Here is a 17,152-nt window from a genome sequence, read left to right as displayed (position 1 = left end):
TAAACAGCAAAGATGACAAAAGAAGAATTTATTGCAGATATTCGTGCAGGCATACCTGAAGTGTTACCACAGCCACAGGCATACGATAAAAGTATTAATCATGCACCTAAGCGTAAAGACATTCTCTCTGTAGAAGAAAAGAAGTTGGCTCTTCGCAATGCGTTACGTTATTTCCCTAAGAAATTCCATGCTACGCTTGCGCCAGAGTTTGCTGATGAGTTGGAAACCTACGGACGTATCTATATGTACCGTTTCCGTCCAACTTACGAAATGTATGCTCGTCCTATCGACGAATATCCCCATCGCTCTCAGCAGGCTGCTGCTATCATGATGATGATACAAAACAACCTTGATAAGGCGGTTGCACAGCATCCTCACGAATTAATAACATACGGTGGTAATGGTGCTGTATTCCAGAACTGGGCACAATATCGTTTGGTGATGAAGTACTTAAGCGAGATGACCGATGAACAAACGCTTGTTATGTATTCAGGTCATCCTCTTGGGCTTTTCCCTTCTCATAAGAATGCGCCTCGTGTTGTAGTAACCAATGGTATGGTAATTCCTAACTATTCAAAGCCTGACGATTGGGAGCGTTTCAATGCATTAGGCGTGAGCCAATACGGACAAATGACAGCCGGATCGTATATGTATATCGGTCCACAAGGCATTGTTCATGGTACAACTATTACCGTATTGAATGCTGCTCGCAAGGTAGGTGGCAACAATATGAAGCTATTTGTAACAGCAGGTCTTGGAGGTATGTCGGGGGCTCAACCAAAAGCTGGTAACATTGCAGGAGTTGTTAGTGTTACTGCCGAGATCAATCCTTTAGCAGCGCGCAAACGTTACGATCAAGGTTGGGTAGACGAATTGCATGAAAGTCTTGACGAATTGATCCCTGCTATTCGCAAAGCTGTTGATGAAAAGCGTGTCGTATCAATGGCATACGTAGGCAACGTAGTAGATCTTTGGGAGCGTTTAGCAGAAGATAATATCCACGTTGATCTTGGTTCTGACCAAACATCGCTTCATAACCCATGGGCTGGTGGTTATTATCCTGTTGGCATTTCGTTGGAAGAAAGCAAGCGTATGATGGCTGAAGAGCCAGAAAAATTTAAGGAAAAAGTACAAGCATCTTTGCGCCGTCAGGTAGCAGCTATTAATAAGTTGACCGCCAATGGTATGTACTTCTTCGACTATGGTAACGCCTTCCTTTTAGAGTCGAGCCGTGCAGGTGCTGATATTATGAATGCTGATGGCAAGTTCCGCTATCCTTCCTACGTACAAGATATTATGGGACCAATGTTCTTCGATTATGGCTTCGGTCCTTTCCGTTGGGTATGTAGTTCAGGCAATCCTAAAGATTTGGAGACTACCGACCGTATAGCTACTGAAGTATTAGAAGAATTGCGCAAGACCTCTACCCCTGATATTATCGGTCAGTTAGACGATAACATTCATTGGATCAAAGAAGCAGGAAAGAACAAACTTGTAGTAGGTTCGCAAGCACGTATCCTCTATGCCGATTCAGAAGGTCGTACAAAGATCGCTTTAGCTTTCAATGAAGCTATTAAGCGCGGTGAAATAAGCCGCCCTGTAGTGTTGGGTCGCGACCACCATGATGTATCGGGAACTGACTCTCCTTACCGTGAAACCAGTAATATCTACGATGGATCACAGTTCTGTGCCGATATGGCTATTCAGAATGTTATTGGTGATTCTTTCCGTGGTGCCACATGGGTATCTATCCACAACGGTGGTGGAGTAGGTTGGGGCGAAGTGATCAATGGAGGCTTCGGTATGGTGATAGATGGCGGTGAAGACGCTGAACGCCACATCCGCCAGATGCTCTTATGGGACGTTAATAATGGTATCTCTCGTCGTAGTTGGGCTCGTAACGAAGGTTCTGTAGATGCTATCAAACGCGAAATGGAGCGCACTCCCGATCTTCATGTAACATTACCAAACTTTGTTGATGACGATATTATCAACGAAGCTTATAAATAAAACAACATTTCTTCCACAGACTGAGTTTCGTTTAGGAAACTCAGTCTGTGATCTTTACTAGTCAGTGTTGACTTAAAAATATAATTATGAAACATAAAATTAGTGCTGATCATCTTTCTATAGAACGTATTGGCGAAATTATCAAGAATAATATAAAGCTAGAATTGTCTGACGATGCTCGTAATCGCATTGTTCGTTGTCGTGAGTATTTGGATAAGAAAATCGAAACTTCCGATAAACCTATTTATGGTGTTACTACAGGTTTCGGGTCGTTGTGTAAGATTTCTATCGACAAACAGCAGTTATCTGATTTGCAAAAGAACTTGATGATGTCTCATGCTTGTGGTGTGGGTGATAGAGTTCCTAACGAAATTGTTAAGATCATGTTGTTGCTAAAGATCCAATCTTTAAGCTATGGTTTCTCTGGTTGTCAGTTGGTAACCGTAGAACGCTTGATCGACTTCTTCAATAACGACATCTATCCAGTGGTATATATGCAAGGATCATTGGGTGCTTCTGGCGACCTAGTACCATTGGCACATCTTTGTTTGCCACTATTAGGCATTGGAGCTGTTGAGATGGACGGTGAAGTAATCTCAGGAGAAGAGATGTTGCAAAAGATGAATTGGCAACCTATACAGCTTGTTTCTAAGGAAGGTTTGGCTTTGCTTAATGGCACCCAAAATATGAATGCTTTTGCTGTTTGGTGTATGCTTCAGGCTGAACGTTTGAGCGATTGGGCTGATAAGATCGGTACGATGTCTTTGGAAGCTTACGATGGTCGTATCGAACCATTCACACACGCTGTTCATGCTGTACGTCCTCATCAAGGACAAATAGAGACCGCTGCGCATATTCGTGAGTTGTTAGAGGGTAGCGAACTTATCAAACAACCAAAAGTAAACGTACAAGATCCATACTCTTTCCGCTGTATGCCACAGGTACATGGTGCTTCAAAAGATACTATTCGATATGTGAAGTCGGTGATTGATATAGAGGTAAATGCTGCAACAGATAACCCAACTGTATGTCCAGATGAAGATTTGGTTATCTCGGCAGGTAACTTTCATGGTGAACCTATTGCTCAACCAATGGATTTTCTAGCTATTGCGCTTTGCGAATTGAGTAACATTTCTGAACGTCGTATATACAAACTAGTTTCGGGAACGCGTAATCTTCCAAGCTTCTTAGTGGCTAATCCTGGTGTGAACAGTGGTTTTATGATCCCACAATATACAGCAGCTTCTATCGTAAGTCAGAGTAAGATGTATTGCACACCTGCTTCTGCCGATAGTATTCCTTCTTCTCAAGGTCAGGAAGACCACGTAAGTATGGGTGCTAATGCAGCTACTAAGTTATATCAAGTGGTATTGAACACAGAGCGTGTGCTTGCTATTGAGCTTTTCAATGCTGCACAAGCACTTCAGTTCCGTCGCCCATTAAAATCGTCTCCAGCTATCGAAGCTATCTTTGAGGCTTATCGTAAGGAAGTTCCTTTCGTAGAGGACGACCAGTTTATGGCACCACATATTGCAAAATCAGTAGATTTCCTTCGTAAATAATGAAGTTATTAATCACAAATATAGGTATCCTTGCAGGCATTGGGCATGATAAACGATGCTTGCGAGGTGCTGAAATGTCGCAACTCTATACGCTAGAAAATGCTTATCTCTATGTAGAAAATGGTAGAGTAGCCGCTTACGGAAGAAGTGAGGCTTTGCCAAAGGTAGAGGAAGATGTGCTAGTGGTTGATGCACAAGGCGGTGCAGTCTTGCCCTCTTTCTGCGACTCGCATACGCATATTGTCTATGCTGGTAGTAGAGAAGGTGAGTTCGTAGATAAAATACGTGGATTGAGCTATGCAGAAATAGCTAAGCGAGGCGGTGGTATCCTTAATTCTGCCGATCGTTTACACGAGCTTTCTGAAGACGAACTCTATGCGCAAGCTATGAAGCGCGTAGATGAAGTCATTCGTAAGGGTACGGGAGCGATAGAGATTAAGAGTGGATACGGGCTAAACTTAGAGGACGAGTTGAAGATGTTGCGTGTTATACGCCGCATTAAAGAAACTACTCCTTTGAAGGTGGTATCCAATTTCCTTGGAGCTCATGCCGTAGGACGTGCGTATGCAGGGCGACAAAGCGAGTATGTAGATCATATCATCAATGATATGTTGCCAGCGATAGCAAAAGAAAATCTAGCCGATTTTATAGATGTATTTTGTGATGAAGGTTTCTTCACTGCTGACGAAACGCGCCGCTTGCTACAAGCAGGTGCTAAGTATGGCTTACGTGGTAAGATACATGGTGAGGAACTTGCAGTATCGGGTGGAGTAGAGGTTGCTGTGGAATGTAATGCTTTGTCGGTGGATCATCTTGAAGCGATGGACGACCATGATATTGATCTTTTGAAGCATTCCGACACTATGCCTACTGCCTTACCCGGCACTTCTTTCTTCTTAAATATGCCTTTTGCACCAGGACGAAAGATGATTGATGCGGGGTTGGCTATGGCGATAGCTTCCGATTACAATCCCGGCTCAACACCATCTGGCGATATGAAGTTTGCGGTTTCGCTAGCTTGCATTAAGATGCGACTGATGCCTGCTGAGGCTATCAATGCTGCAACCATTAACTCGGCTTGTGCTATGGGACTGAGTGAGGATTATGGATCACTAGCAGTAGGCAAAGTAGCCAATTTTTACATCACTGATCCTATTCCTTCAATCGACTTTATTCCTTATGCTTACACTACACCTATTATTCGTCGTGTATTCCTTCGTGGCGAAGAATACGTTGGGGAGTAGATTACGAGAAAAGGCAATACAATATAATAAGGTGGTTACTAAACGAGCTATAATTTCGTTTAGTAACCACTTTTTTAGTATGTTTTTATTCCTAATTCTTCTTATAGGCTTCTAGTAATCTGTTGCATTTATATTGCGAAAATATTTAACAAGAAAGTAATACGTGATCTATTACAGCGTAAAAGGTCATGTTTTACATGGTAAAAGGTAACCTTTAGTGGAGTAAAAGATGACCTTTCACAGAGTAAAAGGTTACCTTTTAAAAATCAAGTCATAACACCTTATTATATAAGAAGTTACATAGAGCTTATTTTACGTGTATATTAATTTTAATGTAAGAAAATAAATTTACAGATAACTCGTTGGTTGAATTAATTAATATTTATATGACAAAAAAGTTGCACATATTGTTGAATATGACAGCTTGAATGATATAAAGATAACATTTACAATTAGTTACACAATATTTATCCTGCAAAATGACCTATAGGTTAAATGTTTTCTGTTACCCTACAATAGGCTATTGTATAAATATTGTTATATTACACTATCTAACAAGGTTTATGTATTTTAGAAATACTCTTTATGTGTATATTTACCTATCATTTATAACAGAAAATATGATGAAACTCATTGTTATCTTAATCTTATATATAATAGGAGTTATTTTGACTTTATTAGCAAATGATTTTAAACCCAATTTGCCTATAACAATGCTAATTATTTTTGCTATTTGGGCTGTTTATCATTTTGTTTCTAAGTACTCAAAAAAATAACTTATTGATGAAATTTAATAAATATAGCAAACTTATTCTATGTAAAGTGAAAGCATTTACAAAAAGAATGCTTCCGCTTTTATATTTGGTTGATTTTCTGTAACTTTGCAGTTTAAAAGATAATAAATATACAAAGATGAAGATAGAAGATCAGATAACAGCCGCTGCTTTAGCAGCTATCAAGGAATTGTACGGAACTGAAGTGCCAGAAAGCATGGTGCAATTGCAGAAAACTCGTGCGAACTTTGAAGGTAACCTCACCCTTGTAACCTTCCCACTGCTAAAGACATCGAAGAAAAATCCAGAGCAAACAGGCGAAGAAATTGGTAAGTATCTTGTAGAAAACTGCAGGGCTATTGCTGCTTACAACGTAGTGAAGGGCTTCTTAAATCTTGTGATAGCACCTGCTGCATGGGTAGGTTTGCTCAATGATATCAATACTGATGAGCATTTTGGCGAAAAGGCTGTAACTGATAATAGTCCGCTAGCAATGGTGGAATACTCTTCACCTAACACCAATAAACCTCTCCACTTAGGACACGTTCGTAACAACTTGCTTGGTTGGTCGCTTTCTCAAATCATGGAAGCAAACGGATACAAAGTAGTGAAAACCAATATTGTAAACGATCGTGGTATCCACATTTGCAAATCTATGTTAGCTTGGCAAAAGTGGGGCGAAGGTATTACTCCAGAGAAGGCTGGCAAGAAGGGAGACCACTTGATAGGCGACTTCTATGTGGCTTTCGATAAACATTATCGTGCAGAGCTAAAGGAGATGACTGATAAGTTTATGGCAGAGGGCTTGTCTGAAGACGAGGCTAAGGCTAAGGCTGAAAAGGAATCGCCACTGATGCAAGAAGCTCACGATATGCTTGTAAAATGGGAAGCTAACGATCCTGATGTGCGTGCGCTTTGGGAAAAGATGAACAGTTGGGTATATGCTGGTTTCGATGAAACTTACAAGGCACTCGGTGTGAGCTTCGACAAGATCTACTATGAGAGCAATACTTATCTTGTTGGTAAGAAGAAGGTAGAGGAGGGCTTAGAGAAAGGTCTCTTTATTCGTAAGGACGACAATTCTGTATGGGCTGATCTCACTGATGAAGGCTTAGACCAAAAGCTATTGCTTCGTGCTGATGGAACTTCTGTTTATATGACACAAGATATTGGTACTGCACAAATGCGTTTTGCCGACTATCCTATCGACAAGATGATTTACGTAGTAGGCAACGAGCAGAACTACCACTTCCAAGTATTGTCTATTTTGCTCGATCGCTTGGGATTCAGATGGGGTAAAGACCTCGTCCACTTCTCTTACGGTATGGTGGAATTGCCTAATGGTAAAATGAAGAGCCGCGAGGGAACTGTTGTTGATGCCGACGACTTAGTGGCTTCTATGATTGAGAATGCGAAGACATTGAGCGAGGATAAGGTTAACAAGCTAGAAGGTATTACTGAGGAAGAGAAGAACGAAATAGCTCGTATTGTGGGAATGGGTGCTTTGAAATATTTCATCTTAAAGGTGGACGCTCGTAAAAATATGTTGTTCAACCCAGAGGAGTCGATCGACTTTAATGGTAACACAGGTCCTTTTATTCAATATACATACGCACGTATCCGCAGTATCTTGCGTAAAGCAGAGGCACAGAACATTGTTTTACCAACACTGTTGGCTGACGATGCACCACTCAACGAGAAGGAAATTGAATTAGTTCAGAAGTTGAACGATTTTGGTGCTGCTGTTGCACAAGCAGGTATCGACTATAGTCCTAGTGGTATTGCCAACTACTGCTACGAACTAACTAAGCAGTTCAACCAGTTCTATCACGACTATAGTATCCTCGGAGCTGACACTGAAGCCGAGAAGATTACTCGCTTAGTGATAGCCAAGAACGTTGCTAAGGTAATCAAGAACGGTATGGCATTGCTCGGTATTGAGGTACCAGAGCGTATGTAGTGCGATCAAGAAAAGAATAATCCTTCAAACTTTCCTCCTATATTTAGTAATAGGAAAGTTGAAGGATTATATTTTTTAAGCCAAGTTGCTATACTAACAACTGCAAAAGCATTAATCTTATGAATTCTATTCAGAACCCACCATACTATCGCCACGATACTGTTCTTTCGCTTCCAATGGAGGTGAAAGCTAATGCGTGGGCTGTAGATGCAGCCTGTTCTGGCAATCCTGGCAAGATGGAATATCGTGGTGTTGACCTTACTACAGGGCAACAACTCTTCCACTTTGGACCAATAAAAGGTACGAATAACATCGGTGAGTTTCTTGCTATTGTGCATGCGCTAGCCTTAATGGAGAAACAAGGCATAAAGGATAAGGCAATCTATAGCGATTCTTATAACGCTATTCTTTGGGTAAATAAGAAGAAGTGTAAAACAAGTTTAGAGCGTGAACCAGCAACAGAGCAAGCCTTTAGCATGATAGAGCGTGCTGAGTTTTGGCTCAGAACACATATTTTTAACATACCGATTATAAAGTGGGAAACAAGCCAATGGGGTGAAATTCCTGCCGACTTTGGTCGAAAGAAATAAGTATTAAGGCTTTAAGAGAAAGTTATAACAAAAAAAAGGGGATACAAAACTGCTACTTTTAGAGTTTTGTATCCCCTTCAATATATTGCTCTAAGAACAAATGCTCACCATCGAACACTGCGTAAGAAAACAGCCGTATCCAATCGCCAAGGATAAGCATACGCGCATTATGATTGAGCTTAAGGTCGAGCATAATATGGCGATGACCATAAAGGAAGTAATCAATATCGGTATGCTGCTCAATATATTCCTTAGAATAACGCACTAAATACTCTTTATCTTCACCTAAGAAAGGCGTTTCTTTGCCATCTACACGCTTCATACGGCTATGGCGTGCCCACTTCAAACCTAGCTGAACACCATACCAAGGATGGAAGAAATTGAGTAAACGCTGGCAAGAGCGGTTATGAAAAACGCAACGAAGAAACTGAAATTTAGGATCGGGATCGCCCAAACCATCACCATGTGCAAGGTAGAATACCTTACCATGTAGTTCTACCGTTATAGGATTTCTGTGAAGAATTACGCCACACTCCTCTTCTAAATAGCCGTAAGTCCAAATATCATGATTACCAATAAAGAAGTGAACCTCTACTCCGCTATCGGTTATCTCGGATAGTTTTCCCAAGAAACGCGTAAAACCTTTGGGTACAACATAGCGATATTCGTCCCAAAAGTCGAACATATCACCTAAAAGATAAATAGCTTCCGCCTTATTTTTTATGTCATCAAGGAAGCGCACTAACCGCCGCTCTTGTGTCCGTTTATGCGGTATAGCTAGCGAACCGAGGTGTGCATCAGAAAGAAAATAGATATTCTTCATGCAATTTTAATCAAACCCTAGCTCCACTTTTGCTTCTTCGCTCATCATACTTTGATCCCAAATAGGATCAAAAACAAGGTTGATATTCGCAGATTTGATACCCTCTACACTCTCTACCTTTGTGCGGACATCCTCAAAGATGAAATCAGCAGCAGGACACGAAGGTGAGGTAAAGGTCATATCCATATCCAAATTGCCTTTATCATCCACATCTATCTTATAGATCATACCAAGATCGTAAATGTTTACAGGTATCTCTGGATCATAAACAGTTTTGAGAACATCAATTATTCTCTCCTGAATAGCGAGTTTTTCTTCTTGAGTCATTATTCCTTTGTTATGTAAAAGCCCTCTATAACTCCCCCCGTAAGGGAGAACTCTTTTATACCACAGCAAGAGTATTAGTTAGTTCTCCTCTACAGAGGGAGTTAGAGAGGGCTTCTAATTATTTCTTCAAGTTCTTTACAATCTCTTGTGTATCGCGTGCAATAACAATTTCCTCATCTGTAGGAATAAGTACAACTTTCACCTTAGAATCTTCTGCAGAAATGATAGTTTCCTTACCGCGAACATTGTTACGTTCAGCATCCATCTTAACACCTAGGAACTCTAAACCTGAACATGCTTCCATACGAGTAGATGTTTGATTCTCACCCACACCAGCAGTCCATACGATAATATCTACACCACCCATAGCGGCAGCGTATGCACCAATATATTTCTTGATGCGATAGTTATACATCTGCAAAGCTAGTGTAGCACGCTCATCGCCCTTTTCGTATGCACTCTCTATCTCGCGCATATCAGAACTAATACCAGTGATACCAAGTACCCCCGACTCTTTATTCAAGAAGTCAGCCATCTCCTGTGGCTTCTTGCCTGTCTTATCCATTAAATAAGTAACAACAGAAGCATCAATATCACCAGAACGAGAACCCATCATCAAACCTTCTAGCGGTGTCAAACCCATAGAAGTATCTATCACCTTACCGCCCTTGATAGCTGCAACAGATGCGCCATTACCGATATGGCAAGTAATGATCTTCTGATCTTTAATATCTACACCCAGCATATCGCAAACACGCTGTGATACATAGCGGTGGCTGGTGCCGTGGAAACCATAACGGCGCACGTGATACTTCTCGTAGAACTCGTAAGGAACAGCATACATATAAGCATACTGTGGCATTGTGCTATGGAAAGCATTATCGAATACGGTTACCTGTGGAGTATTTGGCATCAATGCGTCAACGGCACGAATACCACGCAAATGACCAAGATTGTGAACAGGAGCTAGATCGATCAATCTCTCAATACCATCTTCAACATCCTTTGTTACCAAACAACTCTTTTCAAATAAGTCGCCACCTTGTACTACACGATGACCTACTGCATCTATTTCGTCCAAGCTCTTGATAGCACCGATTTCCTTATCAAGCAATAGTTCAAAAACAAACTTTACACCCTCCTTGTGATCAGGCATATCATGCATAATTTTCTTCTTGCTGCCATCACTCAAAGTAACCTTAACAAAAGCTTCATCAAGACCAATACGCTCAGCACCACCTTGTGCTAGAACACTTTCGTCTTCCATATTATATAGCTTGTACTTGATAGAACTACTACCACAGTTTAATACTAATATATTCATGTTTATATTATCTAAATATTATTTTTATCTATATTTTCTCTTAATTACTAAGATATTAGAGCTGCTCATTAGCCTTAGCATTCTGAGCCTGACAAGCAGTGATAGCTACCATATAGTAAATATCATCTACTGAACAACCACGTGAAAGGTCGTTAACAGGACGAGCAATACCCTGAAGGATTGGACCAATAGCAGTAGCACCACCTAAACGTTGAACAAGCTTATAACCGATATTACCAACTTCCAATGTAGGCACTACCAATACATTTGCCTTACCAGCAACATCAGATCCCTGCGCCTTGATAGAAGCAACCTTTGGATCAAGTGCTGCATCTGCTTGCAACTCGCCATCAACCTTCAAGTTAGGATACTTTTCCTTAGCAATCTTTGTAGCTTCAACTACTTTGTCAATTACGTAAACACTCTTACCTGTAGCCTTATCAATAGCATCCTTTGCAGAACCCTTTGTTGAATAGCTCAACATAGCCACATGAGGATCTTGGAAACCAGCCACGCTCTTTGCTGTTTCAGCCGATGCGTAAGCAATTTGTGCTAGCTGATCGGCTGTTGGGTTAGGAGTAACGGCAACATCGCCCATTACTACAATACCATTCTCACCATAATGCTGTTCGTGAGTCAAAACAAGCATAGCACCACTTACACAAGAGATGCCTGGAGCACACTTGATGATCTGTAATGCTGGGCGAAGTGTTTCGCCTGTAGTAGAAAGTGCGCCAGAAATCTGCCCATCAGCACCTTCTGTCTTGATAATCATACAGCCTAAATATAGGTTGTTCTTTGTAACAAGCTCGCGAGCTTGCTCAATAGTCATACCTTTTGATTTACGCAGTTCCGCCAATTTCGCAGCAAATTCTTCGCTTTTGGGGTTGTTAGATGGGTCAACAATGGTAGCCTTGTCAATATTCTTTAGTCCCCACTCTGTGGCAGATTTTTGGATATTGGCTGGGTTGCCAATGAGGATTAAGTTAGCGATATCATCAGCTAACACTTTGTCTGCTGCTCTAAGTGTACGCTCCTCTTCAGCCTCGGGAAGCACGATGCGCTGCTTATTTGCTTTAGCACGCGCAACGATTTGCTCTAATAAATTCATAGTTTATATTTAATTTTCTTGTTTGATGTCTATATTTGCTATGCAAAGATAGCAATTATAAGTGAACAGAGCAAGCTCGCACGACCTTTTTATTAGGCTGATTTGGAAATAAGTTATTCTGTTTCAGTAATATTTTTATGTCAGCATCTCTTTTGTTAAGATACTTTCCAATTGCTCTGCAGATAACCGTAGTTGGAATTCTCCATGCATAGCTACACTGATACGTCCAGTCTCTTCCGAAACAATAATCGCTAGCGCATCGGAATCTTGCGAAATACCCATAGCAGCACGATGTCGAAGTCCGAGTTCACGAGGGATATCTTGTTTATGACTTACGGGAAGAATACACCCCGCAGCCTTCACACGTTTGTTTGAAATTACCATTGCGCCATCATGTAATGGAGAGTTTTTAAAGAAGATATTCTCTATTAAACGCTGGTTGATCCGCCCATCAATATAATCGCCCGTTTCCACAATATCATCAAGTATCACACCACGTTCTATCACAATGAGAGCCCCTACCTTTCCACGACTCATACTCATACAAGCCATAACGATAGGCATAATGGCTTCCTTATCTGCTTCGCTTTTCTTATCACGCCCGAAAAGTTTCACGATACTCTGTAGCTTACCATGCGCTCCTAAGCTATAGAGGAAGTGGCGAATTTCTTCTTGAAAGAGTACGATTAAGCCAATCATACCCACAGAAACTAACTTATCGAGGATACCTCCAAGCAAATGCATTTCTAGCACCTGACTTACAATGAGCCACACGATAACAAACACCATAATACCGATAAACACATTCAGCGAACGTGTTTCCTTCATCAGTCGGTAAATATAGTAGAGCATCAGTGCTACTAATACGATGTCGATAACGTCTTTTATGCCAAATTCAAAAAACATATCTTTTTTATTTCCCCCTTAGTGCTTTTATTATTTTTACTGTTTCAACGGCTTGTTTCACATCATGTACTCGCAAAATATTAGCTCCTTTCAAGAGTGCAATCGTATTTAGCACAGTGGTACCATTCAAACATTCGTTAGCCGTGATACCTAGTAATTGGTGGATCATACGCTTTCTACTGATACCAACAAGAATAGGAAGCTCCAGAACTTGTATGCGTTCCATGATGTTAAGCAGCTCATAATTACCTTCTACAGGTGTCTTTCCAAAACCGAAACCTGGATCAAGAATAATATCTTTCTGTCCAAGGGCACGTAATTCCTGCACCTCACGTGAAAAATTGATGAGTAAATCACGCAAATTAGCTGCCACCGACATTAATATATATGGTACACCTAGTTCGGCAACTGTTTTGAACATATCAGGATCTTTTCCTTCTTCTACATCATTAATAATATCAGCACCAAACTCTTCTATGCATCTTCTTGCCACTGATGCACGGAAAGTATCAATAGAGATTACTGCCTCTGGTTGTGCTTTTGTTATAATGGGCAAGGCAAAAGCAAGTCGAGCCATTTCCTCCTCTTCGTTTACTACGGCTCCCCAAGGACGTGTAGAACAAGCCCCAACATCAATAATCGTTGCTCCTTCCTCCATAATTTGGTTTGCCCTATTATAGATTTCTGCCTCTGTTTGTTTACGACTATCGGCAAAAAACGAATCGGGTGTAACATTCAGAATACCCATTACCTGAGGTTCGCCTAGGTTCATGAGCTTTCCACGTACGTTAATATTATAGTTTATCGGTTCAGTTATCATGCTTTTATTATTATTTTCACTTATGCAAAGATAGTGCAAGCGAGCGCAATACAAGCTTGTTTGGATATTGCCGAGCGCAGCCTATCTTATGCAAAGATAGTGCAAGCGAGCGCAATACAAGCTTGTTTGAATATTGCCGAGTGCAGCCTATCTTATGCAAAGATAGTATAAATCTCTTGCAATGCACTTTTTTACAGACGAAACTTGCGTCTAAAAAACATTAAAATATAAGGTGATTTCTTTAGAGATACTTCTTCAGCCGATACTGTCCCTTACCCTTCGTAAAATTATAGCTAATAGCATTTATGGGACACGCATGATAGCAGGCAAGACAAGCAGCACAGTTATGATGCCACACAGGTAAGCCACCATTATCATAGTTGATATTTTGCATGGGGCAAGCCTTAGCACAAAGTCCACAATGAGTGCAAGTATCATTCACCTTATAATATTTATCACTAGTAAGCAACTTATTAAAGATAGGACGAATAATAGTACTCTTGATAACAGGAAAAGCCCCTGGTCGGACAATATGAAAACAAATATGCTTACGGATACGGCTTACCAAAGGCGCAATCTCGGCTATTACCTTTTCTAGTTTTTTGCGCCCTACATCTTGTTTATCAAGATAAAAACCCGGAAAGGCGACATAAGTTTCAGGCATCACCACCGATTGGACAGCATTCATGGTTATATCATACTCGCTTAGCAATTGCGCTACTTCTTTATCAGTAGTACCTATATCATCTCCACATGTGCAAATAACATAGGTATATAACTTATTCTTCGGCAACTGAGTATGCTCAAAAAGATAGCGAAGTCGCTTTTTAAACACTGGGGGCATCCCCCACGCATAAATAGGGAATATAATACCGAGAGAAGTCTCTGCAGAAAGGTCTGTAGGTAGCTTATCTCGTGTCATATCAACAGCGACATCGCCCAATTGTGCATTGAATAGATCGACAAAATACTTGGTATTGCCCGATCCCGAAAAATAAAGAATCATAAAACTAAAAGGGCTAATATTTTTAACACTTTACACTCCTCGTTCTGCCCAATCGCTTCTATCAAGACTGCGATAACCAATGGCTTCAGCAATATGTGGCATCTTTACTTGAGGACTCTTGTCAAGATCGGCTATGGTTCTTGCCACCTTTAATATTCTATTATAGGCACGAGCCGAGAGCTTTAGACGCTCCATAGCAACCCGTAACAAGTCTAACGACTCTTGATCAGGTTCTGCAAATTCGTGTATCATACGCTCCGACATCTGCGCATTGCAGTGTATATGTGGATAATCCTTAAAACGTTCTGTCTGTCTTTCCCTTGCTGCCATCACACGTTCGCGTATAGCCTTGCTCGGTTCACCAGATGTAGCCTGCGATATATCTTTAAAAGGTATAGGAGCTATCTCACATTGAATGTCAATACGATCGAGTAAAGGACCCGATATTTTTGAAAGATATTTTTGGATTTGTCCTGGCGAGCATACACAATGATGGGTAGGGTCACCATAGTAACCACATGGGCAAGGGTTCATACTTGCCACAAACATAAAGCTACAAGGATAAGTAACGGTATATTTGGCTCTTGATATAGTGATGTTTCTATCTTCTAATGGTTGGCGCAATACTTCGAGGGTGTGCTTCGAAAATTCTGGCAATTCATCACAAAACAACACACCATGATGCGATAAAGTGATCTCACCGGGCATAGGATTTGTACCACCACCCACTAAAGCTGCTTCGGAAATAGTATGATGAGGACTACGGAAAGGTCGCTGAGTGATGAGACCGCTATTCCTTTTTAACTTTCCTGCAATAGAATGAATTTGTGTTGTTTCAAGGCTTTCCGATAAAGATAGTGGAGGAAGAATAGAGGGTAAACGCTTCGCCATCATACTCTTTCCGCTTCCGGGAGGACCTATCATAATCAGATTATGCCCACCAGCAGCAGCCACTTCTAAGGCTCTTTTTACATTCTCTTGCCCTCTTACATCAGCAAAATCTAGCTCAAATTGATATTGTTGCTCATAAAACTCTTTACGCGTGTCAACCGTATAAGGTTTTGGAGCCGACTCACCATTTAGAAAGTTGATTACTTCTAAAATGTTATTCATGCCATACACCTCCAACGTATCTACCACAGCCGCCTCATGTTCATTGGCTTTAGGAACGATAATTCCCTTAAACTTCTGCTTTCGAGCTTTAATAGCAATGGGTAGAACACCCTTTACAGGCTGTAAAGAACCATCTAAGCTAAGTTCGCCTACAAGTATATAATCGGCTAACTTATCACTCTTCATTTTATCACTAGCAGCCAGTAAGGCAATGGCAAGGGGCAAATCGAAGCTAGCCCCCTCTTTCTTAATATCGGCAGGCGCAAGATTGGCAGTAATATCAGCTACAGGAAACTTATACCCATTGTTCATCAAAGCCGCAGCAATACGGTCATGACTCTCCTTCACGGCTGTGTCTGCCAGCCCTGTAAGATGAAATAATATGCCGCGTGTAATACTCACTTCAACGGTTACAGTGGTTACTTCCATACCGTTTACAGCAGCACAGAATGTTTTTACAAGCATTTAAAGTTTATTATCGGATAAGCGTTGACGGACGGTATTAGCAGTTACATTACGCTCCACAATACGTCCATTACGAATAACAATATTATCAGGTATTGTACTTAGGTTGAATGTCTTGAGCAATTTTGTCTCAAGCATATTGCCATCGCATACATTTGCGAATTGTATATCGTTAGATTTAAGCAGTTGTTTACAAACCTTAGCATCAGGATCTACACAGATACCGAGAGCAACTGCTTTGCCTTCTTTCACAGCATCATTGATAGCACGCTGAAGCTCCATACTTTCAAAACTCCATGAAGCCCATGTATTTATAAACACTGTTTTGCCTTTTAAGTCAGCGTTTGTAATCACCTTACCATTAACATCTTTTGTTTTAAAACGTGGAAGCGTTGTTCCTATACGTGCGTTTCCGTGTGTTAATAGCAGTTGCTTCATACCTACCAAAGTAACATTCTTGGGTTGTTCCTTCAACATAAGATTGATAAGCTTTAACGCTTGCTTATAATCAGGTGTTTCTGTCTCAATGAGATATTTTCTAACAAGGTAAGTACTCACTATTGATTCGGGGTGGTCGTTTACAAATTGCACAGCATATTTTAGTATATCTGGAGGTGATGCCGTTGCTATTTGCTTACGAAACTTTGTCATCAACTCATTGTTATCCGTGCCAGATACTTCCATTTCCTTCAAGTGGGAAGCGTCCGCCTTCACCTCTACAGCCTCGCCTTCTTCGGCAAAAATGGGTTGAGTAGAGAAGTTAGGGAAGATCATTACTAAGGTAGAAGGAGTGGCACATGGTATCTCGTATGCAAAACGACCAGCCTCAATCTTGATAGTATCCATACCATCAATACCACCATCGGGGCTATAAAGATAAAGTTCACCAGAATTCATGTGCAGGAAACGACCTTCCATCTTGAAGTAACCACTTCTGGTACCGCAAGAAACCAACAGCAATAGGGTCAAAAATAAAAATGCTATTCGTTTCATCTGCATAAGAGATAAATAAGTTAGTGCCGCGAGCGGGACTCGAACCCGCACAGCCATTTCTGGCCAAGGGATTTTAAGTCCCTCGTGTCTACCAATTCCACCATTGCGGCTAAACCGAGTGCAAA

General features: G+C 40.9%; 14 protein-coding genes and 1 tRNA gene. 5 read left to right on the top strand and 10 right to left on the bottom strand.

The genetic code is table 11. The features are described from left to right. The first annotated feature begins 12 nt into the window (after window positions 1-12). The 5 genes from PREBIDRAFT_RS05220 (at window position 13) to PREBIDRAFT_RS05195 (ending at window position 8,139) form a co-directional block, all read left to right on the top strand. A complete protein-coding gene (locus PREBIDRAFT_RS05220; protein WP_004338179.1) occupies window positions 13-2,010 on the top strand; it encodes a urocanate hydratase in 1,998 nt (665 codons plus the stop codon). Between the two features lie 86 nt (window positions 2,011-2,096). Beyond that, window positions 2,097-3,572, top strand: a complete 1,476-nt coding sequence (hutH, locus tag PREBIDRAFT_RS05215) for a histidine ammonia-lyase (RefSeq protein WP_004338178.1) — start codon at window positions 2,097-2,099, stop codon at window positions 3,570-3,572. Then, window positions 3,572-4,816, top strand: coding sequence for an imidazolonepropionase (gene hutI, locus PREBIDRAFT_RS05210; protein WP_004338177.1), 1,245 nt, complete (start codon window positions 3,572-3,574; stop codon window positions 4,814-4,816). Before hutH ends, hutI begins: the two co-directional genes overlap by 1 nt. Window positions 4,817-5,728: 912 nt before the next feature. Beyond that, a complete protein-coding gene (gene argS, locus PREBIDRAFT_RS05200) occupies window positions 5,729-7,549 on the top strand; it encodes an arginine--tRNA ligase (protein ID WP_004338175.1) in 1,821 nt (606 codons plus the stop codon). A gap of 119 nt (window positions 7,550-7,668) precedes the next feature. Next, window positions 7,669-8,139: an RNase H family protein gene (locus PREBIDRAFT_RS05195; RefSeq protein ID WP_004338174.1), complete on the top strand. Its 471-nt coding sequence runs from the start codon at window positions 7,669-7,671 to the stop codon at window positions 8,137-8,139. Window positions 8,140-8,197: 58 nt separating this feature from the next. Here the strand turns inward: PREBIDRAFT_RS05195 and PREBIDRAFT_RS05190 are convergent, their stop codons facing one another. From PREBIDRAFT_RS05190 to PREBIDRAFT_RS05145, 10 genes are all read right to left on the bottom strand, one after another. Then, the gene (locus PREBIDRAFT_RS05190; protein ID WP_004338173.1) at window positions 8,198-8,962 is read right to left on the bottom strand and encodes a UDP-2,3-diacylglucosamine diphosphatase; all 765 of its coding nucleotides are present in this window, start codon (window positions 8,960-8,962) and stop codon (window positions 8,198-8,200) included. 6 nt (window positions 8,963-8,968) lie between these two features. Next, window positions 8,969-9,289, bottom strand: a complete 321-nt coding sequence (locus PREBIDRAFT_RS05185; RefSeq protein ID WP_004338172.1) for a metal-sulfur cluster assembly factor — start codon at window positions 9,287-9,289, stop codon at window positions 8,969-8,971. Between the two features lie 118 nt (window positions 9,290-9,407). Further along, a complete protein-coding gene (locus PREBIDRAFT_RS05180) occupies window positions 9,408-10,613 on the bottom strand; it encodes an acetate/propionate family kinase (RefSeq protein ID WP_004338171.1) in 1,206 nt (401 codons plus the stop codon). A gap of 55 nt (window positions 10,614-10,668) precedes the next feature. Beyond that, window positions 10,669-11,724 carry a phosphate acetyltransferase gene (gene pta / locus PREBIDRAFT_RS05175; protein WP_004338170.1) on the bottom strand — a complete coding sequence of 352 codons (1,056 nt, stop codon included), beginning with the start codon at window positions 11,722-11,724 and terminating at the stop codon, window positions 10,669-10,671. A gap of 135 nt (window positions 11,725-11,859) precedes the next feature. After that, window positions 11,860-12,630, bottom strand: coding sequence for a diadenylate cyclase CdaA (cdaA, locus tag PREBIDRAFT_RS05170; protein WP_004338169.1), 771 nt, complete (start codon window positions 12,628-12,630; stop codon window positions 11,860-11,862). 7 nt (window positions 12,631-12,637) lie between these two features. Then, complete coding sequence (gene folP, locus PREBIDRAFT_RS05165) at window positions 12,638-13,450, bottom strand: dihydropteroate synthase (RefSeq protein ID WP_004339401.1); 813 nt, start codon at window positions 13,448-13,450, stop codon at window positions 12,638-12,640. 241 nt (window positions 13,451-13,691) lie between these two features. Then, a complete protein-coding gene (locus PREBIDRAFT_RS05160; RefSeq protein WP_004338167.1) occupies window positions 13,692-14,456 on the bottom strand; it encodes an EFR1 family ferrodoxin in 765 nt (254 codons plus the stop codon). A 30-nt stretch (window positions 14,457-14,486) separates the two neighbouring features. Further along, on the bottom strand, window positions 14,487-16,034 hold the full coding sequence (locus PREBIDRAFT_RS05155) for a YifB family Mg chelatase-like AAA ATPase (protein WP_004338166.1): 1,548 nt from the start codon (window positions 16,032-16,034) through the stop codon (window positions 14,487-14,489). Continuing rightward, a complete protein-coding gene (locus tag PREBIDRAFT_RS05150; RefSeq protein WP_004339397.1) occupies window positions 16,035-17,027 on the bottom strand; it encodes a TlpA disulfide reductase family protein in 993 nt (330 codons plus the stop codon). A gap of 24 nt (window positions 17,028-17,051) precedes the next feature. After that, window positions 17,052-17,137 (bottom strand) — tRNA-Leu (locus PREBIDRAFT_RS05145). Window positions 17,138-17,152 lie beyond the last annotated feature (15 nt).

The sequence above is a fragment of the Prevotella bivia DSM 20514 genome, assembly GCF_000262545.1.
In the GTDB taxonomy this organism is placed as follows: Bacteria; Bacteroidota; Bacteroidia; order Bacteroidales; family Bacteroidaceae; genus Prevotella; species Prevotella bivia.
Note: the sequence above shows the minus strand (reverse complement) of the source record. Positions and strands in the feature narration are given on the sequence as shown.

Excerpts from the sequence above, each read along its gene's own strand:
- PREBIDRAFT_RS05195 (WP_004338174.1), top strand. The coding sequence starts at position 7,669 with ATGAATTCTATTCAGAACCCACCATACTATCGCCACGATACTGTTCTT.
- PREBIDRAFT_RS05180 (WP_004338171.1), bottom strand. The coding sequence starts at position 10,613 with ATGAATATATTAGTATTAAACTGTGGTAGTAGTTCTATCAAGTACAAG.
- cdaA (WP_004338169.1), bottom strand. The coding sequence starts at position 12,630 with ATGTTTTTTGAATTTGGCATAAAAGACGTTATCGACATCGTATTAGTA.
- argS (WP_004338175.1), top strand. The coding sequence starts at position 5,729 with ATGAAGATAGAAGATCAGATAACAGCCGCTGCTTTAGCAGCTATCAAG.
- hutH (WP_004338178.1), top strand. The coding sequence starts at position 2,097 with ATGAAACATAAAATTAGTGCTGATCATCTTTCTATAGAACGTATTGGC.
- PREBIDRAFT_RS05185 (WP_004338172.1), bottom strand. The coding sequence starts at position 9,289 with ATGACTCAAGAAGAAAAACTCGCTATTCAGGAGAGAATAATTGATGTT.
- PREBIDRAFT_RS05220 (WP_004338179.1), top strand. The coding sequence starts at position 13 with ATGACAAAAGAAGAATTTATTGCAGATATTCGTGCAGGCATACCTGAA.
- folP (WP_004339401.1), bottom strand. The coding sequence starts at position 13,450 with ATGATAACTGAACCGATAAACTATAATATTAACGTACGTGGAAAGCTC.
- PREBIDRAFT_RS05190 (WP_004338173.1), bottom strand. The coding sequence starts at position 8,962 with ATGAAGAATATCTATTTTCTTTCTGATGCACACCTCGGTTCGCTAGCT.
- pta (WP_004338170.1), bottom strand. The coding sequence starts at position 11,724 with ATGAATTTATTAGAGCAAATCGTTGCGCGTGCTAAAGCAAATAAGCAG.
- PREBIDRAFT_RS05150 (WP_004339397.1), bottom strand. The coding sequence starts at position 17,027 with ATGAAACGAATAGCATTTTTATTTTTGACCCTATTGCTGTTGGTTTCT.
- PREBIDRAFT_RS05160 (WP_004338167.1), bottom strand. The coding sequence starts at position 14,456 with ATGATTCTTTATTTTTCGGGATCGGGCAATACCAAGTATTTTGTCGAT.
- hutI (WP_004338177.1), top strand. The coding sequence starts at position 3,572 with ATGAAGTTATTAATCACAAATATAGGTATCCTTGCAGGCATTGGGCAT.
- PREBIDRAFT_RS05155 (WP_004338166.1), bottom strand. The coding sequence starts at position 16,034 with ATGCTTGTAAAAACATTCTGTGCTGCTGTAAACGGTATGGAAGTAACC.